The organism is Lentzea sp. NPDC006480 (assembly GCF_040611995.1).
GTDB lineage: Bacteria > Actinomycetota > Actinomycetes > Mycobacteriales > Pseudonocardiaceae > Lentzea.
In genome coordinates this window covers 1-23,694 of the sequence record NZ_JBEXPJ010000140.1, presented here as the reverse complement: position 1 = coordinate 23,694, position 23,694 = coordinate 1, and the positions used below count along the sequence as shown (strand labels likewise).

General features: G+C 67.4%; 23 protein-coding genes. 17 read left to right on the top strand and 6 right to left on the bottom strand.

All coding sequences use genetic code 11. The features are described 5' to 3' along the window. The coding region (locus tag ABZX92_RS35825) for an alpha/beta hydrolase (RefSeq protein ID WP_355569571.1) at window positions 1-903 on the top strand (903 nt) is incomplete at its 5' end. On the opposite strand, the gene ABZX92_RS35820 is transcribed toward ABZX92_RS35825, so the two are convergent. Next, entirely contained in the window at window positions 890-4,087 is a 3,198-nt protein-coding gene (locus ABZX92_RS35820) for a GH92 family glycosyl hydrolase (RefSeq protein ID WP_355569569.1), read from the bottom strand. The genes ABZX92_RS35825 and ABZX92_RS35820 overlap by 14 nt on opposite strands. A 52-nt stretch (window positions 4,088-4,139) precedes the next feature. Here ABZX92_RS35820 and ABZX92_RS35815 point away from each other — a divergent pair, with 52 nt between their 5' ends. Continuing rightward, on the top strand, window positions 4,140-5,399 hold the full coding sequence (locus ABZX92_RS35815) for a BNR-4 repeat-containing protein (protein WP_355569567.1): 1,260 nt from the start codon (window positions 4,140-4,142) through the stop codon (window positions 5,397-5,399). On the opposite strand, the gene ABZX92_RS35810 is transcribed toward ABZX92_RS35815, so the two are convergent. Further along, window positions 5,396-5,842, bottom strand: coding sequence for a hypothetical protein (locus ABZX92_RS35810; protein ID WP_355569564.1), 447 nt, complete (start codon window positions 5,840-5,842; stop codon window positions 5,396-5,398). The two genes, ABZX92_RS35815 and ABZX92_RS35810, sit on opposite strands and share 4 nt — an antisense overlap. 57 nt (window positions 5,843-5,899) lie before the next feature. Between ABZX92_RS35810 and ABZX92_RS35805 the strand changes: the two genes are divergently transcribed. The 4 genes from ABZX92_RS35805 (at window position 5,900) to ABZX92_RS35790 (ending at window position 9,062) form a co-directional block, all read left to right on the top strand. Further along, the gene (locus tag ABZX92_RS35805; protein ID WP_355569561.1) at window positions 5,900-6,283 is read left to right on the top strand and encodes a VOC family protein; all 384 of its coding nucleotides are present in this window, start codon (window positions 5,900-5,902) and stop codon (window positions 6,281-6,283) included. Window positions 6,284-6,380: 97 nt separating this feature from the next. Beyond that, window positions 6,381-7,076, top strand: coding sequence for a chitinase (locus tag ABZX92_RS35800; protein ID WP_355569558.1), 696 nt, complete (start codon window positions 6,381-6,383; stop codon window positions 7,074-7,076). A 110-nt stretch (window positions 7,077-7,186) separates the two neighbouring features. Further along, window positions 7,187-7,873: a chitinase gene (locus ABZX92_RS35795; RefSeq protein WP_355569556.1), complete on the top strand. Its 687-nt coding sequence runs from the start codon at window positions 7,187-7,189 to the stop codon at window positions 7,871-7,873. A 112-nt stretch (window positions 7,874-7,985) separates the two neighbouring features. Beyond that, window positions 7,986-9,062 (top strand): chitinase, encoded by a 1,077-nt coding sequence (locus ABZX92_RS35790; protein ID WP_355569574.1) that lies wholly within the window; start codon window positions 7,986-7,988, stop codon window positions 9,060-9,062. Window positions 9,063-9,105: 43 nt separating this feature from the next. Here ABZX92_RS35790 and ABZX92_RS35785 read toward each other — a convergent pair whose 3' ends face one another. Together ABZX92_RS35785 and ABZX92_RS35780 are read right to left on the bottom strand one after the other, a co-directional pair. Then, on the bottom strand, window positions 9,106-9,351 hold the full coding sequence (locus ABZX92_RS35785; protein ID WP_355569553.1) for a mycoredoxin: 246 nt from the start codon (window positions 9,349-9,351) through the stop codon (window positions 9,106-9,108). Window positions 9,352-9,492: 141 nt separating this feature from the next. Further along, window positions 9,493-10,608: a DUF2341 domain-containing protein gene (locus ABZX92_RS35780; RefSeq protein WP_355569550.1), complete on the bottom strand. Its 1,116-nt coding sequence runs from the start codon at window positions 10,606-10,608 to the stop codon at window positions 9,493-9,495. A 307-nt stretch (window positions 10,609-10,915) separates the two neighbouring features. Between ABZX92_RS35780 and ABZX92_RS35775 the strand changes: the two genes are divergently transcribed. Further along, a complete protein-coding gene (locus tag ABZX92_RS35775; RefSeq protein ID WP_355569548.1) occupies window positions 10,916-11,539 on the top strand; it encodes a DUF4360 domain-containing protein in 624 nt (207 codons plus the stop codon). Window positions 11,540-11,597: 58 nt separating this feature from the next. Beyond that, on the top strand, window positions 11,598-12,242 hold the full coding sequence (locus tag ABZX92_RS35770) for a DUF4360 domain-containing protein (RefSeq protein ID WP_355569545.1): 645 nt from the start codon (window positions 11,598-11,600) through the stop codon (window positions 12,240-12,242). A 71-nt stretch (window positions 12,243-12,313) separates the two neighbouring features. Here the strand turns inward: ABZX92_RS35770 and ilvA are convergent, their stop codons facing one another. After that, entirely contained in the window at window positions 12,314-13,549 is a 1,236-nt protein-coding gene (gene ilvA, locus ABZX92_RS35765) for a threonine ammonia-lyase IlvA (protein WP_355569542.1), read from the bottom strand. Between the two features lie 68 nt (window positions 13,550-13,617). Here ilvA and ABZX92_RS35760 point away from each other — a divergent pair, with 68 nt between their 5' ends. Then, on the top strand, window positions 13,618-14,382 hold the full coding sequence (locus ABZX92_RS35760) for a lytic polysaccharide monooxygenase (protein WP_355569539.1): 765 nt from the start codon (window positions 13,618-13,620) through the stop codon (window positions 14,380-14,382). A gap of 83 nt (window positions 14,383-14,465) precedes the next feature. Further along, window positions 14,466-15,707 carry a ThuA domain-containing protein gene (locus ABZX92_RS35755; protein ID WP_355569536.1) on the top strand — a complete coding sequence of 414 codons (1,242 nt, stop codon included), beginning with the start codon at window positions 14,466-14,468 and terminating at the stop codon, window positions 15,705-15,707. Here ABZX92_RS35755 and ABZX92_RS35750 read toward each other — a convergent pair. Next, on the bottom strand, window positions 15,704-16,093 hold the full coding sequence (locus ABZX92_RS35750) for a hypothetical protein (protein WP_355569533.1): 390 nt from the start codon (window positions 16,091-16,093) through the stop codon (window positions 15,704-15,706). The genes ABZX92_RS35755 and ABZX92_RS35750 overlap by 4 nt on opposite strands. A gap of 157 nt (window positions 16,094-16,250) precedes the next feature. Here ABZX92_RS35750 and ABZX92_RS35745 point away from each other — a divergent pair, with 157 nt between their 5' ends. The 7 genes from ABZX92_RS35745 to ABZX92_RS35715 all read left to right on the top strand — a co-directional run. Beyond that, entirely contained in the window at window positions 16,251-16,688 is a 438-nt protein-coding gene (locus ABZX92_RS35745; protein WP_045316749.1) for a helix-turn-helix domain-containing protein, read from the top strand. Window positions 16,689-16,691: 3 nt separating this feature from the next. Next, window positions 16,692-17,204: a hypothetical protein gene (locus ABZX92_RS35740; protein ID WP_355569530.1), complete on the top strand. Its 513-nt coding sequence runs from the start codon at window positions 16,692-16,694 to the stop codon at window positions 17,202-17,204. Continuing rightward, complete coding sequence (locus ABZX92_RS35735; RefSeq protein ID WP_355569527.1) at window positions 17,204-18,307, top strand: MAB_1171c family putative transporter; 1,104 nt, start codon at window positions 17,204-17,206, stop codon at window positions 18,305-18,307. The genes ABZX92_RS35740 and ABZX92_RS35735 overlap by 1 nt, the downstream gene beginning before the upstream one ends. Before the next feature lie 15 nt (window positions 18,308-18,322). After that, window positions 18,323-19,381 carry an ATP-dependent DNA ligase gene (locus tag ABZX92_RS35730; RefSeq protein ID WP_355569524.1) on the top strand — a complete coding sequence of 353 codons (1,059 nt, stop codon included), beginning with the start codon at window positions 18,323-18,325 and terminating at the stop codon, window positions 19,379-19,381. Between the two features lie 19 nt (window positions 19,382-19,400). Next, window positions 19,401-20,006: a YigZ family protein gene (locus ABZX92_RS35725; protein ID WP_355569521.1), complete on the top strand. Its 606-nt coding sequence runs from the start codon at window positions 19,401-19,403 to the stop codon at window positions 20,004-20,006. Window positions 20,007-20,219: 213 nt separating this feature from the next. Next, window positions 20,220-23,228: a hypothetical protein gene (locus ABZX92_RS35720; protein ID WP_355569519.1), complete on the top strand. Its 3,009-nt coding sequence runs from the start codon at window positions 20,220-20,222 to the stop codon at window positions 23,226-23,228. 131 nt (window positions 23,229-23,359) lie between these two features. After that, window positions 23,360-23,694 (top strand): hypothetical protein (locus ABZX92_RS35715; RefSeq protein WP_355569516.1); only part of this gene is annotated, 335 nt, incomplete at its 3' end.

Here is a 23,694-nt window from a genome sequence, read left to right as displayed (position 1 = left end):
TTGTTGCTACGCAACTCGCACCTGGTGACCACCTACGCACCCGACGGCCATCGCCCGCAACGGAACCCGGCCCCGCGACCACCTGCGCAAGCCGACCCGACAATTCCGGTCCGGCGCACGCCCGACGAAGGAGGGCATGTGCCGGGTCGCCGCAGGCGCGCCCTAAACCGCCACCCGAAGCACGCAACGCAACCACCCACCATCAACCCAAGGCATGCTGAACAACATGGACTTCGTGATGCTTCACGGCACCACCCAAACCCCGGCCTGCTGGCACCCCTGCAGTCGATCCTGCACCACGAAGGCCACCGCACCTTCGCAGCCGACCTGACCGACCAGGACGGCTGGCAAGCCGAGGACTACGCGAACGAAGTCCACCGCCAGTTCCCGGAAACCCACACCCCGACGATCATCGCCCACTCCGGAGCAGGCCTGCTGGCCCCAGCAACCGCCGCAAAGCTCAACGCCACCCACATCGTCTGGATCGGCGCCCTGATCCCAGACCTGACCGGCACCATGAGCATGATGGAGGAACTGGCCGACCACGGCGACGAGATCTTCCCGCCCGAGTGGTTCCAGTGGTCAGGCACCGAACTCCTGACCAACCAGGCCGTCAGCGCGTACTTCCTCTTCCACGACTGCGACCTGGAACAGCTGAAGTTCGCCCTCACCACCCTCAGACTCTTCCAGCCGCAAGGTGCGTTCAACCAGCGCCACAAGCACGACGACCTCCCCCGCAGCACGGTGATCGTCCCGACACAGGACCGCGTCATCCGCCCGAACTGGATGTGCCGAGCCGCGGAAGCACGACTCGGCACAACAGCGATCGAGATCGACGGCGATCACTGCCCGCACATTCCACCCGCACAGGAGATCGCCGACATCATCCTCAGGCGAGCGTGAGCGCGTAAAGCTGCACCCGCGCGTCATCAGGCAACGTCACCGAACGAACGGTCTTCGAAGCATCCAGCCGCAACGACTGACCGAACAAGCGCACCGGCGGCCCGTCCACGCCCTTCCCGGCCTTGATCCGGTGCGGCATCTCCAGCACCGCCGGACCACCGCCCGCCCAGTCCGGCACCGAGGCAGCGACCTCGGCCGACGTCCCATCCGTGTACCAAACCGTGAACGCGGCGGACGCCGGCCCGTTGTACGACGCACCGACGAAGTGCAACCACGAGTACTGACCAGAAGGCAGCAACAGCCCCTGCCCCCGGGCCTCGACGAAGTTCGGCGCGGTCCCGGCGGGATCCGGTGCCTGGTAGGTGATCCCGCCCCACGTCACCGGACCGGCCGGAGGCAGCAGCGCCGCGTCATAACTCCACCCGCCACCGTCGAAGTCGCCGGAAGCAGGATCAGCAACAGTCGCTGTGCCGTCGTGGTTGCGTTCCGGACCGACATCCACCGCACACGACACGGCGGACGCGCACACCGCGGCCGGCTTCACCTCGATCACGGCCTTCACCGTCACGGAATCCACGACCACCGACACCTCGTACGAGCCACTGGCGACACCCGCGGGCACAGTCACCGTCAACGGCACGGTCTTCTGCGTCGGCTGATGCCGCGACACGATGACGAACGGTTTCGCGCCGTCGACCTTCCAGCCCGCGGGCACCGTGACCGACGGCCGGACGGAAACAGCACCAGGCGACTGCGCCAGCACGTCGAGCTGCAAGGTCAACGACTGCGCGGCAGCCGAGGCCGGCATCACGACCGACGAGTTCCGCAGCGACGCGGACAGCGCACGACGCGAGTCCACGTTGCCGTCGTTCAGCGAGGGCGGCTCATCGGAACGCGCGGTACCCCACGACGAAGGCTTCGAGGAGACCTCGTAGGAGAGCTTCCCGCCGCGCGCCAGCGAAGACCAGTCGAGCCACGTCTTGCGGACGTCACGCCCGTTCATCGACGCGCTCCGCACGTACCGCACCGAGTCGGACACCCCTGGCGCCGAGATCACCAGGTTGCCGCCCTGCGAACCGTACTGTCCGATTCGGACGGTCGCGGAAGGGAACTGCGGTGAGGACAGCGCCAGGAAGTCGCCACCGCTGAACGTCGGGTACATGCCGAGCGACGAGAAGACGTACCAGGCCGACATCGTGCCCAGGTCGTCGTTGCCGGTCATGCCGTCCGGACCAGTGGTGAACAACGTCATCGCCGCACGCACCACGGTCGCGGCCTTCCACGGCGTGCCCGTCCACAGGTACATGTACGGCGCGAGCAGGTCGGGTTCGTTGTTCGGGTTGTAGGTGGGCTTGCCGTAGTAGTCGTACGGCTGCGTGATCCAGTCCTGCCGAACGGTGCCGGCCGGGTCCGTCAACAGCTTGTCGTAGACGAAGAACGAGTCCAGCCGCTTCTCCGAGGCCTGGCGACCACCCATCAGCGACACCAGCCCGGCCGGATCCTGCGGCACCAGCCACTGGTACTGGTAGGCGCCACCCTCGTGGAACTGGTGCGACGCGTCGACCGGGTTGTACGGCGTCAGCCAGGTGCCGGCGACCGTGCGCGGCCGGAACTGGCCGATCGACGAGTCCCACAGGTTCCGGTACCACTGACCACGATCCGCGAACAGCCGCGCGTCCGAGCGATGGCCCAGACCGCGAGCCATCAACGCCAGCGAGGCATCCGCCGCCGAGTACTCCAAAGTGGCCGACGCCGGGTGCACGCAGTCGTTGTCACCACCCTTGTGCGCGCAGTCCGTGCCCAGCTTCAGACCGGACGGGATGTAGCCGCGATCCGAGTAGTACGCCACGCCGGAGCGTCCGTTGTAGGGCGAGTCAGCGGGCGGCAAGGACGTGGCATTGGTGCGCAACAGCTGGTACGCCTCTTCCTCGTGGCCCTTCAAAAGCCCCTTCGACCACGCCTCGACGAGGAACGGTGTCACGGGATCGCCGGTCATGATGTTGGTCTCGGACGACGCCAAAGCCCAGCGCGGCAACCAGCCTCCGTCACGCCCACTGGCCACAACGGACAGCGCGACATCACGAGCCACACCAGGTTCCAGCATCTGCAACAGCTGGTTCTGCGGACGGTACGTGTCCCACAACGAGAAGTTCTGGTACGGCGTGTAGCCCGAGGCCGTGCGAACGCGACCGTCGAAGCCCATGTACTTGCCGTCGACGTCACCGGCGAGGTTCGGGTGCAGCACCGAGTGGTACAGCGCGGTGTAGAACGCGACCTGCCGGTCCCGCGCACCGCCGGACACCCGCACGGCGTCCAGCTGCTTGCGCCACACGTCACGAGCAGCCGCCACGGTGGCGTCGAAGTCGAAGGCGGGAGCCTCCGCCGCGAGGTTCTTGCGAGCGCCTTCCAGCCCGGTGTAGGACAGCCCGACCTTCAGCACCACATCGCGGTCGGCGGTGGCGTCGAACGTGACCCACGCGCCGTTGCCACCGGTTCCGGCAGCGTCCCGAGCACCGGCCGTGGGAACGCTCCCTCGCCACGAGCCAAAGGAAGCGAACGGCCGGTCGAACGTCGCCGTGAAGTACACGGTGTGCTCGTCCTTGCCCGCGCAGAACCGGCCGTTGCGCACCCGGCCCTCGATGGTCCGGTCACCGACGACGTGGATCTCCGAGTCCAGCACCGTCTGGTTCGAGCGCCCGGTGTTGAACAGGACGTTGGCCGCCCCAGAGGCAGGGAACGTGTAGCGCTGCCAACCGGTCCGTTGAGTGGAGCTGAGCTCGGCGTTCACCCCGTAGCGGGACAGCCCGACCCGGTAGTAGCCGGGTTGCGCGGTCTCGTCCGAGTGGCTGAACGGCGACTTGTAGGCGTTGATGTCAACGTTGTCGACGGACCCGACCGTCGGCATCACGGGCAGCTCGCCCATGACGCCGCAACCGACGCCCGACAGGTGTGTCTGCGAGAAGCCGTAGATGGAGGTGGCCTTGTAGTCGTACCCGCCCTGACCTCCCGTATCAGGGCTGACCTGCACCATCCCGAACGGCACCGACGCGCCGGGGAAGGTGTTGCCGAAGTTCTGCGTGCCCACGAAGGGGTTCACCAGTGACGAGGGGTCTTCGTCCGCCTGGGCGGCTTGAGCAGGAACTGTTAGACCCAGTAACAGCCCGACTACAACCAGTGTCCGCATGGAGGCAGTATTGTCTGAACGTCGCCGCCCCGACACCCATCGGAGGTCGGCGATGCGTGCACTGGCCGCAGCGCTGCTGCTTCTCGTCGCATTCGCTCAACCTGCTCAAGCCGCGACCCTGGACACCGTCACCACGGCGAGCGTCTACGGCTGCCTGCGCACCAACGGGGCAGGCGTGTACGACGCGACGGTCAACAAGACGTTCGTGACGTACTCGGGCACCAAGCACGACATCTACGTGAAGGCGTTCGACCACACCGCGAACACGTGGTCGGCGGCGGTCAAGGTCGCCACGCTGAACCTGACGCACGACAACGCCTACCACGACTACCCGATCCTCACGCAGCTCGGCGACGGCAGGCTCGCGATCTTCCGCGCCACGCACACGACGTCGCTGCAGTTCTACACCGCGCCCACCGCGCACTCGATCACCGGCACGTGGACCGCGAAGACGATCTCCACGGACAAGAACACCTATCCCGAGCCGGTCGTCATCGGGAACACGATCCACCTGTTCTACAGCCACAACACGGACCTGTCCTACCCGTACCGCACGTACAAGATGATCAAGTCGACGGACAACGGCAAGACGTGGTCCGCGCCGAAGATGCTCATCGACTCCGGCCGCACGGCCGACAAGTACGCCGAGGTGTACGCGTTCGGCGTCACCCAACGCAGCGGCCGCGTCTACCTCACCTGGTCGATGCACGGCGGACCCAAGGGCCACAACGGCGGCGGCAAGAACATCTACGTCGCCTACTTCGACACCGCGTCCAGCACGATGTACACGGCCGGCGGCGCCACGCTCGGCAGCACGGTCGACGCCGCGGACCTCGACAAGACCCGGGTCGTCACCACGAACCCGCTCGACCTCCCCGCCGGCAAGGACCTGCCGGAGGAGAACCCGGTGACCGTGCCGCTGAACGACGGCTCGCTCGTGCTGGGTTACGGCGTGCACACCAAGACGAGCGCCAAGATCGTGCTGTCCCGATTCGCCGGCGGAACCTGGACCTCCACGACCGTCGACACCTCGACGTCGTTGTTCAAGGACCTCGTCGCGACCGGCGACAGCGTCGACTTCTCCTACGCCAGCGCGGACCGCAAGCGGTTGCTGGTCAAGTCGTGGACGCCGGGTGGGAGCGCGACCACCAAGCACGACCTGACCGTGCCGTACTCGGCCGGCGCCGACACGACGTTCTACGCGAACTTCGTGGAGAACCGGCCGAGCGACCTGGTCGCGAACACCATCGACTACGAGACCCGCAAGACCAACCACACGGGCAAGTGGCCGGTGTTCAGCATCAGGAACTAGCAGCGCCGGCTGGACTCGCCGGTGTAGTTCTCACCCATCTGGATGGAGACCATGCCGTAGCCGGTGGTGCAGACGTTCAAGGTGTCGGCGGCCTTGCCCCACAACTCCTTGAGGCTGTACTGGGTGCTGTTGCCGCCCTTGATGGCGTTGGGCTCCGGGTCGGACGCGCTGCTGTAGGTCAGCACGCCGACCTGGAGGCCCCAGCCCAGGTGCTCGGACGCCATCTGGGAGCGGAAGCTGTCCCAGGTGTAGACGTAGCCGTAGTTGTGCCCGCAGCCGGCGAACTGCTTCACCGAGGCGATCTTGTCGCCGCGGTACTTCACGTACCCGGTCGAGCCGATCTGCGCGGCACTCGCGCAGCCCGGCACTGTCTCGGCGTTGGCGACTCCGGGAAAGACGAACCCCAGCAACACGAACGCGGTGGCGATGATTCCCCTCTTCATGGGCCGATCTTCGCCACTCGCGCTGACAACTCGCTGACACCGGAGTAGGCAGGAGGTATGCCCGTACAGCTCAACCACACCATCGTCCACGCCACCGACCAGGAGCGCTCGGCCCGCTTCCTCACCGAGCTCTTCGACCTGCCGGACCCAGTCCGGTTCGGCCCGTTCCTCGTCGTCGAGGTCGCGAACGGGGTCTCGCTCGACTACATGACCAGCAACGGCCCGATCCACAGCCAGCACTACGCCTTCCTGGTGACCGAGGACGAGTTCGACCAGATCTTCGGCCGCATCCAGGAGCGCGGCCTCGACTACTGGGCGGACCCGTTCCACAGCAAGCACAAGGAGATCAACCACAACGACGGCGGTCGCGGCGTCTACTGGGACGACCCGGACGGCCACGCGCTGGAGATCATCACCAGGCCGTACGGCTCAGGTGCTTAATGGTATAGACCAGCAGTAACACCCCGACCGGCTCAGGTGCTTTGGTGCCCTATGTAACGCAACGTGGGCGCGTGGAAGCTCCGAGGAGTTGGTCGTCATGGCAAGAAACCGTGTGGTCGCACTGGTCGTCGCCCTGCTGGGCGTTCTCACGTTCGTCCAGCCGGCGTCGGCCGCGCAGTTCGTGCTGACCCAGGCCCAGTTCAACCAGATGTTCCCCAGCAGGAACAGCTTCTACACCTACAGCGGCCTGACCTCGGCGATGAGCTCGTTCGGCTCGTTCGCGAACACGGGCAGCGACACGGTGAAGAAGCAGGAGCTCGCGGCGTTCCTCGCCAACGTCCACCACGAGACCGGCGGACTGGTCTACATCGTCGAGCAGAACACCGCGAACTACTCGCACTACTGCGACTGGAGCCAGTCCTACGGCTGTCCCGCCGGGCAGTCCGCCTACTACGGCCGCGGCCCGATCCAGCTGTCGTGGAACTTCAACTACAAGGCCGCCGGTGACTACATCGGGCAGAACCTGTTGAGCAGCCCCGACCTCGTCGCCACCAACGCGACCATCTCGTGGAAGACCGCGCTCTGGTACTGGAACACCCAGACCGGACCGGGCACGATGACCGCCCACGACGCCATGGTCAACCAGCGCGGCTTCGGCGAGACCATCCGCAGCATCAACGGTTCCATCGAGTGCAACGGCGGTGCGCCCGCCCAGGTCGCAAACCGGGTCGCGAAGTACCAGCAGTTCGTCGGCATCTTCGGAGTCTCCGCGGGCGGCAACCTCTCCTGCTGACCGAAGTTCCGGTTCCTAAAAGGTATAGACCACCTCTTGTGCTCGGCGTGTCGACCCTGCCACCGTGGTGACACACAGTGGGCGCGCAGATGCTCTGAGGAGTTGGTCCCATGTTCACAACACGCGCCGCCGCCCTGATCGTCGCGCTGATCGGCGTTCTCACGCTCGCTCAGCCGGCGACGGCGGCGCCCTTCATCGTCTCGGAAGCCCAGTTCAACCAGATGTTCCCGTCGCGGAACAGCTTCTACACCTACAGCGGCCTGAAGTCCGCGATGAGCTCGTTCAGCTTCGCGAACCAGGGCAGTGACACGGTGAGGAAGCAGGAGTTCGCGGCCGCGATGGCGAACTTCTCGCACGAGACCGGCGGGCTCGTGTACATCAAGGAGATCAACCAGAACGGCGACTACTGCGACGAGACCAAGCCGTACGGCTGCCCGGCCGGAACCAAGCAGTACTACGGCCGCGGCCCGATCCAGCTGTCGTGGAACTTCAACTACAAGGCCGCGGGCGACTACATCGGACAGAACCTGCTGGGCAACCCGAACCTGGTGTCCTCCAACGCGACCATCGCGTGGCGGACCGCGCTCTGGTACTGGACGACGCAGACCGGCCCCGGTTCCATGACCCCGCACAACGCCATGGTCAACTCGCGCGGGTTCGGCGAGACGATCCGCAGCATCAACGGGTCGCTGGAGTGCAACGGCCGCAACCCCGCAGCGGTGAACAGCCGCGTGTCGAAGTACAAGCAGTTCACCGGGATCATCCGCGTCGCGCAGGGCGGCAACCTGTCCTGCTAGCCCGCTGACAGAACTGGTCTAGACCCTTGACTGGTCTGGACCACTGATGCCAACCTCAGCGTTGTTCACATCCTTGATTCCTAGGGCGCGCAGACTCCAGGAGTGGGTGACCTTGCTGAGAAAACGCATCTTGGCGTCTATCGCGGCAGGTGTGATGGCGGCGGCACTGGCCGTCATCGCACCGACCGCGTCCTCCCAGGCGGAAGTGTCCGCGCAGGCGTGCACGTACACCGACTGGGTCCAGGGCCAGTGGTACACCACCGGCTCGATCGTGAAGTTCGAAGGCAGTTACTACATCGCCGAGCACGACAATCCTGGTTACAGCCCAACGGTTTCCACCTGGTACTGGGACCCGACCAGCTGTGACGGCGGTGGCGGAGGCGGTGGCGGCACCTGCACGTTCACCGACTGGGTGCAGGGTCAGTGGTACGTCACCGGCGCCATCGTCCGGTTCGAAGGCAGCTTCTACATCGCCGAGCACGACAATCCCGGTTACAGCCCAACGGTTTCCACCTGGTACTGGGACCCGTACAACTGCAACGGCGGTGGTGGCGGAGGTGGCGGCGGCGGTAGCTTCGTCGTCAGCGAAGCCCAGTTCAACCAGATGTTCCCGTCGCGCAACAGCTTCTACAGCTACAGCGGTCTCGTCACGGCGATGAGCGCGTTCCCCGCGTTCGCGAAGACCGGCGGCGACACCGTGCAGAAGCAGGAAGCGGCGGCGTTCCTCGCGAACGTCTCGCACGAGACCGGCGGCCTCGTGTATATCGAGGAGATCAACAAGAACAACGACCTCTGCGATGAGAGCAAGCCCTACGGCTGCCCCGCCGGCACGTACGGCTACTACGGCCGCGGCCCGATCCAGCTGTCGTGGAACTTCAACTACTACTCGGCGGGTCAGGCCCTCGGCATGGGCAACGACCTGCTGCAGCACCCGGAAAAGGTGGCGAACGACGCCGCGATCTCCTGGAAGACCGGCCTCTGGTACTGGAACACCCAGACCGGCCCCGGCACCATGACGGGCCACGACGCCATGGTCAACCAGCGCGGGTTCGGCGAGACCATCCGCAGCATCAACGGGTCGCTGGAGTGCAACGGCGGCAACCCGGCGCAGGTGCAGAGCCGCGTGCAGAAGTACCAGCAGTTCACGTCACTGCTCGGCGTGCCGGCAGGCAACAACCTCTCCTGCTAGCAACGGTGGCGCGCACGACCGAGGGGCCGTGCGCGCCATCGCGTCAGGCGACGAGCTGTTCCTTGACCTGGGCCAGCGACGGGTTCGTGAGCGCCTTGCCGTTCGGGAAGTGGACCGTCGGCACCGTGCGGTTGCCGCCGTTCACCTCCATCACGAACTCGGCCGCGCCCGGCGTCTCCTCGATGTTGATCTCGACGTACTCGATGCCCTCGCGGTCGAGGGAACTCTTCAGGATGCGGCAGTAGCCGCACCACGAGGTCGAGTAGACGGTCAGCTGGTCGGGAGCCATCAGGCGCACTCCTCATCGAGGTGGGAAGAAGTCACCAGTATCAACACCCGACGAGGGGCGCTTCTTCCCAGGGCGGCTCAGCTCACTGTGTCCAACTGCCCGAGGGGACCGTGCTTCAGCAGCTCCCCGCGGCGGCCAAGCTCATTTCTTGTGCTTCAGCAGCTTCGACCCCGGCTTCTGCGACTCGAAGTCCAGCTTCGCCCAGTTCTTGTCCTTCGGCACCGACAGGATCCGCGCCTCGTCCAGCAGCCCGTCGAACGAGCGCTTGCGGCTGTTGCCGCCCGCGGTCTTCTCGTTGTTGCCGATCGTCACCGGCTCGGCGCCGGCGGTCTTCCACGCGTTGGTGTCGGTCTTGCCGACCTCCAGCTTGCCGTTGATGTAGTAGTAGGCGTTCGGCTTGTCGAGGACGAAGACGAAGTGGTACCAGGTGTTGTTCTTGACCTTGGTGTAGGCGCCGGACGGCAGCGGGCACCAGTCGTAGTTCGCGACGTCGATGCACGGCTCGGTCTGGTCGCCCTCGCCGAAGTAGTGGATGCGGAAACCGCTCTCCCCCTTGGCGAACATCGCGATGTACGCGGCCGGGTGCGTCTTCGCGTTGGACCAGATGGAGAACGTGCCCTTCGACGGCAACGGGTTGAACAGGCTGCTGGTCTCGCTGCCGGGGAGCAGCACGTACTCACTCTTGGCCCGGTTGAGCGACAGCGCGTTGCCGACCACGCCCGCGCCCGTGGCGTCGCCGGTGATGTTGACGCCCTTGCCGTTCAGGTTGCCGGCCGAGTCGCGGTAACCGGTGGCCGCGCCCTTCTCCGCCAGGTGGTGAGCGGTGATCCAGCCGTCGGCCTTCGGGAAGACCTTGGTGCCGTCGCTCTCCGACGACGCCTCCGGGTTGCCCCACTTCAGAGTCATGGTCTGGGTGGCGTTGCCCCTGACGTCGGTCCGCACCCAGATCGCCGCCTGCTTGGCGGCAGCGTCCCACTTCTCGATCTCGTACGGCAGCGGTGCGCCCGCCGCGTCGTCGAACCTGATGTCCGCGCCGCCGGGCCCGGCCTGACCGAAGTCGAAGTTCGACGCGTCCAGCCGGACCGGCACCGGGAAGCCCTTTACGTCACCGGAAACGTTTGCACCGGCGGCCGTCGTGTCGATCGTGATCTTGCGCTGATGTGTCCAGCCCGCCTGGGCTTCCGATGCGACTGTCGGTAGGAGGAACGCGCCGAGCAGCGCGGCCGAGATGGTGAACGTGCGCCCTGTCTTGTGCATGTGGTCCCTTTTGTCCGGGGCGGCGGACACCCATGGTCTTACTGGAAACCTTGTTGCCTGTCAGCTGGCATCACCCTAACGGCCCAGCGATCAGCGATCGTCAGGCAATCGTCAGGTTAATTCCGCACACCGTGGGTGAGCATAGTTCGCGCACACACGAAAAATTCGGGTGTGCAATTGGTCCTGCTTTCCTTCATACATTGCCGAACAATTCAGTCACCCAATCGGCGGCCCTTCGCAACACAGGGTTTCCGATATCGTTTGACCTCCGCCGCCGCTACCGCGCATTTGGAAAGAAAGGCTGGCCATGCTGAAAACGGTGGCGGCTACTGCCCTCGCGCTGTCCGCGGTCCTGTCCGCGCCCACAGCGAACGCAGTCCCCGACGTTCCTGATTTCGTCACCATCGACGTGGTCACCGTGAACGGTTCCGGCTGCCCGGCCGGCACCGCCGCGGTCGCCGCCGCGGACGACCGCACGGCGTTCACGGTCACCTACAGCCAATACCTCGCCCAGGCCGGGCAGGGCTCAGGCCCCACAGACTTCCGCAAGAACTGCCAGCTCAACATCAGAGTGAGCTACCCGCAGGGCTTCACGTTCGGCATCGCCCAGGCGGACTACCGCGGATTCGCCAGCCTGCAGCAGGGGGCCACCGGCACGGAAAAGGGCAGCTACTACTTCCAGGGCATGTCGCAGACCGCGAGCCGCACCCACAACTTCTACGGCCCGGCGACCGACAACTGGCAGGCGACCGACCGCGCCACGGTGTCGGAAATCATCTACGCGCCGTGCGGCGAAGTCCGGCACCTGAACATCAACACCGAACTGCGCGTGAACGCGGGTTCGTCGTCGAAGGCCACCAGCTTCATGACGATGGATTCCACGGACAGCAGTGTGAGCACCAAGTACCAGTTCTCCTGGAAGCGCTGCTGATCCAGGCACCAATTGCCGCCGCCCGTTCATCGTTGATACCCAGACGGAAAGGTGCCCCATGCTCAACACACTGGCCGCGGCCGCGCTCGCGATGTCGACGATCATCATCCCACCCGGCGGCGCCCCCGGTACCACGCCGCCGCCGGACATCATCACCATCGACGTCGTGACCATCAACGGTTCAGGTTGCAAAGCGGGAACGGCAGCGGTCGCCGTCAGCCCGGACAACAAGGCGTTCACCGTCACCTACAGCGAGTTCATGGCGCAGGTCGGCCCCGAGGCGAAACCCACCGACTTCCGCAAGAACTGCCAGCTGAACCTGCGCGTCAACGTGCCGTCCGGCTTCACCTACGGCATCGCGTCCACCGACTACCGCGGCTTCGCACACCTCGAGCGCGGCGCCACGGCCCTGGAGAAGGCCAACTACTACTTCCAGGGCATGTCGCAGACCGAGTACCGGCAGCACAACTACGCGGGCCCGCTCAGCGACGACTGGCAGGCGACCGACACCACGGACGTCGCCTCGATCGTCTACCACCCGTGCGGTGAGAAGAGAAACTTCAACATCAACACGGAGCTGCGGGTCGCCGCCGGCACGTCGGACCCGAAGAAGGTCACGAGCTTCATCGCGATGGACTCCACCGACGGGTCCATCGAGACGACCTACCACTTCGCCTGGAAGACGTGCCCGCCCAAGCCGTAGCCGTCACATCGAAAGACCACGCATCCCCGTGCCGGGCACTCAGACGACCTGGGTGTCCGGCACTCCCCTGACTAGATCAGGAAGCGGTACGCGGTCGTGCCCGGGGCGACGTGCTGGATCTTGAGCGGGGACTCCTTCATCCGGCCCCACAACAAGTCGTAGTCCTCGCGACGGCCGAGCTCGATGCACACCAGCGCCGCGCCGGTCTCCCGGTTGTCGCGCTTGATGTACTCGAACAGCACGATGTCGTCGTCCTTGCCGAGCACCTCGTCGAGGAACCGGCGCAGCGCGCCCGGCTCCTGCGGGAACTCCACCAGGAAGTAGTGCTTGAGCCCGCGGTGGACCATCGACCGCTCGACGACCTCGGCGTAGCGCGAGACGTCGTTGTTGCCGCCGGAGAGCAGGCACACGACCGTGGAGTCCGGCGCCACCGAGATCTCCTCCAGCAGCGCCGCCGACGCCAGCGCGCCCGCGGGTTCCGCGATGATGCCGTCGATCTGGTAGAGCTCCAGCATCTCCGTGCACACCGCGCCCTCGGACACGCTCAGCAGCTCGGCACCGCTGTCGCGCACCATCGGGAACGTCACCTCGCCCGCCCGGCGCACCGCGGCGCCGTCGACGAACGAGTCGACCTCGGGCAGCGTCACCGGGCTGCCGGCCTGCAGCGCGGCGATCATGCTCGCCGCGCCAGCGGGCTCCACGCCGATGATGCGGGTGCGCGGGAAGCGCTCCTTGAACCACGTGCCGACGCCGGAGAGCAGTCCGCCGCCGCCGACCGGAACCACGACCACGTCGGGCGCGCCGCCGAGCTGCTGCACGATCTCCAGGCCGACGGTGCCCTGGCCGGCGACCGTGCGCCTGTCGTCGAACGCCGGCACCAGGGTCGCGCCGGTGTGCTGCGCGTACTCCTTGGCCAGCGCGGCCGCGTCGTCGTACGTGTCGCCGTCGACGACCAGCTGGACCATGCCCTGGCCGAGCGCGGAGATGCGGTCGCGCTTCTGCCGCGGGGTGGTGCGGGGGACGTGCACACGGCCCTCGATGCCGAGGCGGCGGCACGCGTAGGCCATGCCCTGGCCGTGGTTGCCGGCCGACGCGCAGACCGCGCCACCGAACGCGAACTCGGTCTGGCACAGCAGGTTGAACGCGCCGCGCAGCTTGTACGAACGGCCCACCTGGAGGTCCTCGCGCTTGAACCAGACGCGCGCGCCGGTCCGCTCGGACAGCCGCTGGTTCACCTCGAGCGGCGTGGTGCGGGCGACTCCACCGAGCCGGGCTGCGGCCGCGGACACCTCATCAGCGAAGGACATGTCAATACATCTTCCGTGAACGACTCGGGTCTGGCACGCGTACCCCTAGAAAGACAGGGGAGGTGCTCGTGTTTCGCCTTGTGGGCGTACTGACGCTGCTCATGATGCTCTCCGCGGTTCCCGCGCACGCCCATGGCGCGCCCACCGACCCCGCGAGCAGGGCTTATCTGTGCTCACCAGGTCAGTCCTCAGCATCATCCTCGCCCTGCCGGAAGGCCATTCAGGCGGGTCTGCCGTCCAAGGAGTGGGACAACATCCGGCTGCCGAACGTGGCCGGGCGCGACGCCGCGAGGGTTCCCGACGGCAAGCTGTGCAGCGCGGGGATCGCGAAGTACGCCGGGCTCGACCTGCCGTCCGCCGAGTGGCCCGCCACGACTTTGAAGACCACCGCCTTCACCTACCGGGCGACGATCCCGCACCAGGGCTCGTTCCGCTTCTACGTCACGAAGGACGGCTACACGCCGACGCGCGCGCTGCGGTGGGCGGATCTGGAGCAGTTCCTCACGGTGCCCACTCCCCCGTTGGTCGACGGCTCCTACGAGTTCACGGTGCGGCTGCCGCAACGGACCGGCCGGCACGTGATCTACACGGTCTGGCAGAACTCCGACACCCCCGACACCTACTACTCGTGCACCGACGTCCAGATCGCGGATGCCCCGGCCAGCACTGCTCCGCCGACGAGCGCGAGCACTCCGCGACCCGTTCCCGTTGCGTCGAGCGCCGAACAACCTCCTTCCAACGCAACGAGGTTCGGCATATCCGCAGTGGTAGCGGCACTGGGCGGCTTGGCCGTGCTGGGCGGAATCCTGTTGTGGCGCAAAAGAATTCTGTGAACGTCCCGGTCCCCAATAGGTCTGGACCACCCCTACGATGATCTTCGGGCGCGCAACCCTGCGATGGTGAGGTGTGTGCCTCTATGGTTAGAAAACTGTTGACCGTGCTGGCTTTGATCGGTGCGGCTCTCTTCCCGGTCGGCATCTCGGCCACCGGTGCGGCACAGGCGGTGCCGTTCAAGGTCCTCGGCTTCTACAGCGGCACCTTCGACGCCGCGCACATCGCGTTCGTCAAGGAAGCGAACCCGTGGTTCGCCAGGGCCGCCCAGGAGAACGGCTTCACCTACGAGGCCACGAACAACTGGGAGAGGCTGAGCACCCTCACCCCGGCGCAGGCGCAGGTCGTGCTGTTCCTCGACGACCAGCCGCAGAATGCCGCGCAGCGCAGCGGTTTCCAGCGCTACATGGAGTCGGGCGGCGGCTTCTTCGGCTTCCACGTGAGCGCTTTCACGCAGAACGCGAGCGAGTGGTCCTGGTACCACAACACGTTCCTGGGCAAGGGGAACTTCGTCAGCAACACCTGGGGCCCGACGACCGCGGTGCTGAAGGTCGAGACCCGCACCCACCCGTCGACCCTGCGCCTGCCGGACAAGTTCACCTCGTCGGTCAGCGAGTGGTACAGCTGGTCGCGCGACCTGCGCACGAACCCGGACATCCAGATCCTGGCGAGCGTCGACCCGTCGAGCTTCCCGCTCGGCACCGACCCGAACCAGCAGTGGCGCAGCGGCTACTACCCGATCATGTGGACGAACAAGAACTTCAAGATGGTCTACGCGAACTTCGGCCACAACGCGATGGACTACCCGAACAACCGGCCGTTGTCGTCGACGTTCGCCTCGCCGACCCAGAACAACTTCATCATCGACAGCCTGCTGTGGCTCGGCGGTGGCGGCACTCCCCCGCCGCAGGGCGACTGGAAGACCGTCGTGAACAAGGGCAACGGCAAGTGCGTCGACGCCCGTTCGGCCGGCACCGCGAACGGCACCGTGATCCAGCAGTACTCGTGCAACGGCACCACCGCCCAGAACTTCCGCGCGGTGGCGACGAGCGACGGCTACTCGCGCGTCGAGTACCGCAACGACACCACGAAGGTGCTGGACGTGAGCGACGTGTCCACTCTGGACGGCGCGGGCATCCACCTGTGGACCTACGGCGGCGGCAACAACCAGCAGTGGCGCGTCACGACCGGCGCGGACGGCTACTCGACGCTGACCGCCCGCCACTCGGGCAAGTGCCTGAGCGCGCCCGCGAGCGCGGCTGACGGCGTGCAGCTGATCCAGGCCACCTGCAACGGCTCGGCGGCCCAGAGCTTCAAGCTCGGCTAGGACGATCGTGAGTGGTTTTCGCCGTCGGAACGGCGGAAACCACTCACGACGACGCGTTCGTCCGACACGCGGCCGGCCTCGCGGGACGTGGCCAGGAACCCGTACATGTCGTTGAGCTGGTGCAACGCCGACACCGCGTCCCGCCACACCGGGCAGGGCCACGCGCGGTGGAGCCCGTACCACGTGTGGCACGACTTGCAGCGATGGCGCTCGTTCGGCTCGTGCATCCGCAGCAGCCCGCGCCACCACGGCAGCGCAGCCCTCAGTTGCTCGCGCAGCTCGAACACCTCGTTCGGCGAATCCGTCCGCGCGAGCTGGTCCATGGTCTTGTAGACGACGTCGATCACGGTCCGGTGAAATGATCCCTGTCGTTCAGCAAGCGCCATGTCCGGTGTCCTCCGGTATCCCCACCGCAGTTGAGACGGGCACGATGGGAGTCTATGTTGGCCAGAGGCGGGGTTTCAACTGGTGAAAATCCCGTCACCCAGATAGCCCTTTCCGTGGGTGGAAACGCTCACTGCGCGCAACGGGGGGAGCCCGGCAATGGCGGGGGAACGGTCCCTGGCTGACAAGCTCAACCACCTCTTCGCCCGGCACACCTCCCGCTCCGGCCAGGAGTACAGCAACGAGCAGGTCGCGGCGGCCATCGCGGACACGGGCGTCACGATCTCCCAGAGCTACATCTGGCAGCTGCGCAAGGCCAAGAAGGACAACCCGACGTTCAAGCACTTGCAGGCACTGGCAGGCTTCTTCGGTGTGCCCGTGAGCTACTTCTTCGACGACGAGGTCACCGACCGCGTCGACGAGCAGCTGAAGTCGTTGCAGGACGAGCAGAGCAGGCTCAACGAGATCGCCGCGGGCAGCGACGCGCAGCTCATGGCGATGCGCGCGGGCGAGCTGTCCCCCGACCGCCGCCGGCTGGTCATGGAGCTGCTCGACGTCGTCTACCGACAGGAACAGGCCGAGCGCGGCGAAGGATGACTCGTGGCCGAACGAGAGTTGCGCAAGCGGTGCCGCCGCTTGCTGAACGAGCTGGACATCCAGCCGCCGCTGGACGTGCAGGAGCTCTGCCGCAGAGTCGGTGACCAGCGCGGCAAACCGATCCGCCTGATCGCGCACCCGATTCCGGTGCCCGGCCCGTACGGGGTGTGGATCGCGACCGCCAAGGCCGACTACATCCTGTACCAGCAGGAGACGTCGAAGGCGCACCAGAACCACATCATCCTGCACGAGCTCGGGCATCTTCTCGCTGGTCACACGAGTGACGAGCAGGACGACGACCTGCTCGCGGGCCTCTACCCCGATCTCGAACCGGACGCCGTGCGCCGGGCGTTGAGGCGCACCTCGTACGACACCGCGCACGAGCGCGAGGCCGAGACGGTCGCGACGATCATCCTCGAATGGGCGTCGGTGCTGGACAAGGTCGCGCCGCGCAACTCCGAGGGCCCGGCGCGCAGGATGGCGAAGTCGCTGGCCGACCGGATCGGGTGGCTGTAGTGGAGTACCTGAAGGAAACCCAGGGCGTCGTCGCGTTCACCGCGCTGGCCGTGATCCTCTTCCTGCTGGTGCGCCGCCCGCACGACCCGCGGCTGCGGTCGGTCACCGGCCTGGTGGCAGGGTGGGCGATCGGCTACCCCTTCGGGCGAGCCGCGGCGAACGGACGGTGGTTCCTCGGGCTCGACCCGATGGTGTGCCAGCTGATCCAGCACGCGCTGCTGCAGGTCGGCGTGTACGGCCTGATCTGCTTCTTCATCTTCTCGGCGCTCGACGACACGAGGGCGCGCCGGCACGCACTGATCCAGCTGGTGCCGCTGGCCCTGTGCGTCCTGGTGATGACGTGGGCGGTCGTGGCGATCCCGGACGACCTGCGCGTGGCGGCGGCGCGGGTGCCGAACTCACTCGGTGGCGGCCCGACCGGCATTCTCGCGATCACCGTGTTCTACGCGCTGGGCAACGGTTATCTGCTCTACGGGTTCGCGGCGATGTTCGTCTGGGCCCGCCGCTACGCCCGCGGTGCCGACCCGCGGCTGCGCCGGGGCCTGCTGATCACCTCGACCGGCCTCGGGCTGCTGGTGCCGGCCGACGCGATCTTCGTGGCGTCCAACGTCTCCCGCTACTTCGGCGAGCCGCTGCCCCGCTGGCTGCTGACCACCGCCGTGTGGTTCCTGCTGCCCGGTGTGCTGCTGTGCGTCATCGGCGTGATCTACCCGATCGCCGCGATGCGGTTCGCCGCGACGGGGTTGTGGCTGCGGCACCTGCGCGCGTACCACCGGCTCTCTCCACTGTGGACGTTGCTGAACCAGTCGTTCCCCGAGGACGCGCTGCACCGGGTGCCCGTGACGTCGTTCTCGCTGCGCGGCGTGCACCGGCGCTACTACCGTCGGGTGATCGAGTGCCGCGACGGGCTGGTGCGGATCAGCCCGTACGTCGCCGAGACGCCGGACGAGATGCCGCTCGCCGAACGTTTGCGTGCCGGGCTGGAGACCCGCAGGTCGGGCGCGGTGACGTTGCGGCGGCCGATCGCGCTGGCCATCCCCGAGGACGACGGCATGGACGCCGACGTGCGCGAACTCGAAAAGCTCGCGGTGGCTCTGCGCTGAGCTTAGGGTCCGGGTGTGGACCTGCCCGTGATGCCGCCGGTGAAGCCGATGCTCGCGAAGTCCGTCCCCGAACTGCCGCGCGGGGACGGTCTCGCGTACGAGCCGAAGTGGGACGGCTTCCGCTGCATCGTGTTCCGCGACGGCGACGAGGTGGAGCTGGGCTCGCGCAACGACAAGCCGCTCACCCGCTACTTCCCCGAGGTCGTCGAGCTGCTGCGCGAGTCGCTGCCGCCGCGCTGTGTCGTGGACGGCGAGATCGTGCTGGTCACGCCCGACGGCCTGAGCTTCGACACGCTCCAGCTGCGCCTGCACCCGGCCGCGTCGCGGGTCAGGAAGCTCTCCGTCGAGACCCCGGCGAGCTTCGTCGCGTTCGACCTCCTGGCGTGCGGCGACCAGGACGTCACCGCGTTGCCGCTGGGCGAGCGGCGCAAGCTGCTGGAGGAGATCGTCACCGAGATCCCCGGCGTCTACCTGACACCGTCCACCACGGACCCCGAGGTCGCGCAGGACTGGTTCACCCGCTTCGAGGGCGCGGGCTTCGACGGCGTGATGGTGAAACAGCTGGACGGCGTCTACGAGCCGGACAAGCGCGTGATGTTCAAGGTCAAGCACGAGCGCACCGCCGACTGCGTGGTCGCGGGCTACCGCGTGCACAAGGACGGCGAGACCGTCGGCTCCCTGGTGCTCGGGCTCTACCAGGACGGCGAGCTGCGCAACGTCGGCGTCGCGAGCAGCTTCACGGCGGCGCGGCGGCGTGAGCTCCTCGAAGAGTTGAAACCGCTGTTGAACCCCGCCGACCACCCGTGGGCCGCGTGGGCGACCTACACCGGTCCGGGCATGAACAGCCGCTGGAACCCGGAGAAGCAGCTGCAGATCGTGCTGCTCGACCCGTCACGGGTGGCCGAGGTGCGGTACGAGCACGTCCAGGGCGGCCGGTTCCGCCACACCGCCCGCCTCGCGCGGTTCCGGCCCGACAAAGACCCGATCGAGTGCACCTACGAACAGCTGGAAGAGGTGCCACCGGCCGAGCTGGACGCCCTGTTCGGCGAGGCGGAGCGGCGCAGATCAACCTGAGGGGCGAGACAATCTCCGGGTGAAGGTGATCAAGCGGGACGGCGCGCACGAGATCGAGATCCAGCGGTCGCGGTTCCTGTGCCACGTCGCCCGCGTCACCTCTGACCAAGAAGCTTCCGAGTTCTTCGCGCGGATCCGCAAGGAGCACTGGCAGGCCACGCACAACTGCACGGCGTTCCGGACCCGCGACACCCAACGCTCGTCCGACGACGGCGAACCCGCGGGCACCGCGGGCGTGCCGATGCTGGAAGTGCTGACGCGACGGGACCTCGTCGACACCGCTGTCGTCGTCACCCGCTACTACGGCGGCATCAAGCTCGGCGCGGGCGGCCTCGTCCGGGCGTACGGGCGGGCCGTGTCCGAGGCCATCGACTCGCTGGGCACTCTCACGCGCGAACGGCACGAGACCCTCCTGCTCGCCGCGGACCACGACCAGGCGGGCAAGCTGGAGAACGCGTTGCGGGCCGCCGGGTACCAGGTCGCGGACACCGAGTACGGCCACGACGTCACCTTCACCGTGCACACGCGCGACCCGGAGGGGTTCGAGGTCTGGCTCGCCGCTCAGACGGGCGGTGCGGTCACCGCGATCCGGGGCGAGCCGGTCGACGTCGACGTCGCCGACTAGCGCGGTGGCGGCGCCCTACCCCTAGAAGGGCGCCGCCCACGCTGGGCCAGATCCTCTGGGCTAGGTCTTCGGGTCCGGCGGCGGGTTGTCGGGTTTGCGGGTCTCGACGAGCAGGTCGCGAATGTCACCGTTCATGGGTTCTTCATAGAGCGAACGCGTTGTTCGGTTCCGCCGACTGGACGCCGAACAAACAACGAGGGAACAATCCGGCGGGTGCCGAGACCCGAGCGCCCGCTGGATTCCGACGATGACGAGCTGCTCAGGTTCGCCGCGGACTTGAGATTGTTGCGTGAGAAAGCAGGTAAGCCGACCTACCGCGAGCTGAGCAAGGCCGCGCACTATTCGGTGACGGTGCTCTCCGAGGCGGCGAGTGGCCGGAAACTGCCCAGCCTGGCGGTGACGGTCGCGTACGTGCACGCGTGCGGCGGCGACGTCGAACAATGGCGCCGAAGATGGCACGAGGTCGCCGAGAGCGTGAAGCCCGCCGATCCCGACCGCCAACCGCCGTACCTCGGCCTCGGCGCGTTCCAGGCGGAGGACTCCAGCCGGTTCTTCGGCCGGGAGAAACTCGTCGGACAACTGCTGGAAAAAGTGAGCGAACGTCCTTTCGTGGGCGTTTTCGGCGCTTCCGGATCGGGCAAGTCGTCACTGCTGCGCGCAGGTCTCGTGGCGTCCCGGCCCGCCGACGTCTTCTCCCCCGGCCCGCATCCGCTGAAGCTCTGGGGCGAGTGCGCCGCGGAGCTCGTGGTGATCGACCAGTTCGAGGAGGTCTTCACCCTCTGCCGCGACGAGGACGAGCGCGAGGCGTTCATCGAGGCCATCACACACGCCACCGAACGCAAGGTCGTGGTCGGCGTCCGCTCCGACTTCTACGGCCACTGCGGCCGCTACCCCGACCTGGTCGACGCGCTGCACGACGCGCAGATCCTGGTCGGCACGATGAGCCCGGCCGAACTGCGGCGCGCGATCACCGAACCGGCGTTGCGCGCGGGCTACACCGTCGAGGGCGCGTTGGTGTCGGTGCTGGAGGCCGAGCGCGCGCCGTTGCCCCTCGTCTCGCACGCGCTGCTGGAGACGTGGCGTCGTCGTCGCGGCACCCGTCTGACCGTGGCCGGCTACGAGGAGACGGGCGGCGTACGGCACGCGTTGGCCCAGAGCGCCGAGGCCGCGTATGTGGAGCTCGACGTGGCCCAGCAGGCGATCGCGCGCAAGATCTTCCTGCGGCTGACGGCGCTCGGCGAGGGCACTGAGGACACCAAACGGCGCGTGAGCCGCGACTCTCTCGACAACGATGACGACACGTTGTTCGTGCTGGACCACCTCGCGCGCGCACGGCTGATCACGCTCGACGACACCGGCGTCGACCTCACGCACGAGGCCGTGATCCGCTCGTGGCCGCGGTTGTCCGGCTGGCTGACCGCGAACCGCGACGGTCTGCGCGTCCACCACCAGCTGACCGAGGCGTCCGCGACCTGGGAGTCCCTCAACCGCGACTCGGGCGCGCTCTATCGCGGCGTGCGACTCGCATTGGCCCGTGAGTGGGCGACAGCGGACGACGACTCGATGTCCGCACGCGAACGCCGGTTCCTCAACGCCAGCATCGAGGCCGAAGAAGCCGAACACGTGGCCACGCGCCGCCGGACCCGCAGGCTGCGGCAGCTCGTCGGGCTGCTGACCGTGCTGCTCGTGCTCGCCGTGACCGCCGTCGGCTACGCGATCAAGGCCCAGCGCGAGACGACCGAGCAGCGCAACATCGCCATCGCGCGCAAGGCGGTGAGCGACGCGCAGGGCCTGCAGCCGGCCGACGCCGCGCTCTCCACCCAGCTGAGCCTCGCCGCCCAGCAGCTCGCCGACAACACCGAGACCCGCGACAACCTGCTGAGCGCCACGGCGGACCCGTACTTCACCCGGATCGCCGCGCACGAGCTCGACATCCCGGCCGTCGCCACGTGGGGCACCACGCTCGCGACGGTCAGCTGGGACCACCAGCTGAAGCTGTGGGACATCGCCGACGTCCACGCACCACGGCCCCTGAGCAGCACCGACACCGGCGAGGAGCTGCACGGCGTCGTCCGCGCCCGGGACGGCCTGCTCGCCCTCACCACGGAGCGGAGCGTCCTGTTCTACGACGTGACCGACCTCGGCGCCCCGAAGAAGAAGGGCACGATCCCCCGGCCGAAAGACACCGCCAAGATCAGCGACGTCGCGTTCACCCCGGACGGCACGACGGCGGCGGTGGCGGTCGAGAACGTCGTCCAGTTCTGGCAGGTCTCCGATCCGGACCACCCCGTCCTCACCAGCACGCTGACCGGGTTCGAGTCCGCCACCCGACGGCTGCGGTTCCGGCCGGACGGCAAGGCGCTCGCCGTGGCGGTGGACAAGACCCTCACGCTGTGGACCTACGGGGACGGCGAGCCGCGGCGTCAGGGCGTGGGCAGTGCCCACACCGGCGGGATCGAGACGCTCGAGTTCACGCCCGACGGCAGGTCGCTGGCGACCGGCGGCTGGGACCACCTCGCCGTGCTGTGGGACGTGACCGATCTCGCGAACCCCCGCAAGCGCGCGGAGTTCGCCGATTTCACCGCCATCGTGTGGGGCGTGGGCTTCTCGCCGGACGGCACGACGCTCGCCGCGACCGGTGACGGGCGAACGCGGTTGTGGGACCTCGCCCACCTCGACCAGGAAGGCAGGCCACGACTGCTCGCCACGCTCACCAGCGGCGTGTACGAGGCGGAGTTCACCCAGGACAACTCCACCCTGGTGATCTCGGAGGGCCCGAAGGCGGTGCGGCTGCAGCGGTTGGGCGACCTGCCGTTGCTGGGCCACGAGAACAACATCTCCGCGACGTCGTTCCGCCCGGACGGCCAGGTGCTCGCGACCAGCAGCTGGGACAGCACGGTGTGGCTGTGGCGCATGACGCCGCAACGCGGGCGTGAACCGATCACGCGGATCACCGACGCGCGCGGCTACCTGCGGTTCACCACGTTCAGCCCGGACGGCGAGCTGCTCGCGGTGGCGAGCGACGACGGGTTCTGCCGCCTCTACGACGTCAGCGACGTGACAGCGCCAGTCCTGCTCGCGGCACTGCCGCCGCAGACCGACCGGGCGGTGTCGGCGGCGTTCACCCCGGACAGCAAGACGCTCGCGGTCGGCACGTTCCGGCAGGTGTTGTTGTGGGACCTCATCGACGAAGGCGCCTACGGCGACGCCTTCCATCGCTGAACCACGTTTGCGCGCGGGGTCTCGTAGGCCCGTTCAGAACAAAGAATCGACCCGTTTTCGGGCGCTCCTAGGAGGGTTCAGTGAGCGGTGATGCGCCTGCGGCCCGGCACTTGGCCAGACAGGCTGGCCTGGTGAGTCAGGTGTCCGGCCGGGGTTCGTGGCGTGCCGTTCTGCGGCGGATCGCCGACGCCGTGCTCGACCAGCTGCCGCGATCCCAGGTCGCCTCCGGCTGGCGGGACACGGCCTCGCAGGAGCGGCCCGGCTGGCGCGAGCGTGCTGCCCACCTCGACGCAGACATCGTGTCCTCCGTCGACTACCGGTCCTGCCGCCGCTGCGGACTGGCCTGGGTAGAGCAGCCCTACACCGACCCTCTCTACCAGCGCTGCGGACTTGCCAGGGCAGCGCTCGCGGCCCTGCGCGCCGAACACCCCGACCTGAACTGGCACACCCTCGGCGGCCACCTCAC